The 1032-nt window shown below is 72.6% G+C and carries 2 protein-coding genes; one reads left to right on the top strand and one right to left on the bottom strand.

The genetic code is table 11. The annotated features are described in order from the left end of the window. The coding region (locus C667_RS23255) for a Nif3-like dinuclear metal center hexameric protein (RefSeq protein WP_004390009.1) at positions 1-345 on the top strand (345 nt) is incomplete at its 5' end. Here the strand turns inward: C667_RS23255 and C667_RS23260 are convergent. Next, the coding region (locus C667_RS23260) for a type IV pilus assembly protein FimV (RefSeq protein ID WP_004390011.1) at positions 342-1032 on the bottom strand (691 nt) is incomplete at its 5' end. The two genes, C667_RS23255 and C667_RS23260, sit on opposite strands and share 4 nt — an antisense overlap.

The raw sequence follows: 1032 nt of genomic DNA on the forward strand, positions 1-1032 counted from the left end.
GCGCGCGTGGGCGAGCGCGCCCACGACATCGCGCGCGCGCTCGCGGGCGCGCTCGGGCGCGAGCCGCTGCTGGTCGGTGACGGCGAGCGCGCGGTGCGTCGGATCGCGTGGTGCACCGGCGGCGCGCAGGGCTACTTCGAGCAGGCGATCCTGGCCGGGGCCGACCTCTACGTGTCGGGCGAGATCTCCGAGCCCACGGTGCATCTGGCGCGCGAGTCGGGCGTGCCCTACATCGCCGCCGGCCACCACGCCACCGAGCGCTATGGAGCGCGCGCGATCGCGCTCCACCTCGAAGAGGCGCTCGGGCTGGAGGCGAGCTTCGTCGACCTCGACAACCCCGTCTAGCGCTGGGTGCTGGCGCTCGCGGCCGGTGGGCAGGGCCCGAGATCTTCCTCGAGGATGGCGGTGAGGGTCAGGATCTCGTCGATCACCGAGAACGGGAAGCCGGCGCGGGTGCCGTTGCGGTTATCGCGCAGCAGCTGCTGCAGGTAGCGCTGGCAGGCGGTAGTGCGCCAGGTCTTCTGCAGGGTCTCGCAGATGTGCGGCAGGTCTTCCAGGCTCATCTTCGAGGCGCGCAGCGCGTCGTAGCTCTGCCAGTTCACCGTGGTGACGTTGAAGGTCTTGTTGAGCTCCCCGGCGATCGCGTTGAACTCGTCGCGCAGGCCGGCGGCGCGGTACACCTCGAGCAGCTTCAGCCACGGCGTGACGGCCTCGCGCGGGTTGCCGCGGATGAACTCGGCGAGCGTCTCCGCCGCGCCCTTCACGCGTCCGAAGCTCATCATGATGTCGGCGAGCTCGACCGCGGACCTGTGCTCCTCGATGACCGCGGTCTCGGTCCCTGCCGGCCACTCGAGGCGGGTGTCCACGGTGCCGACGCCGAAGCCGAAGCCGGCGTCTTCCGCGCGCGCGCGGCCCTTGCGGTACTCCGTGCTGCCCAGCGTGGTGGCCGTGGCGGTGTCCACCGTCCGGCGGGTAGCCGCGACCGGCGCGGGGCGCCGCGAGCGCCGCAGCAGCGCCGCGATCGCCAGCGCG

The organism is Thauera phenylacetica B4P (genome assembly GCF_000310225.1).
GTDB lineage: Bacteria > Pseudomonadota > Gammaproteobacteria > Burkholderiales > Rhodocyclaceae > Thauera > Thauera phenylacetica.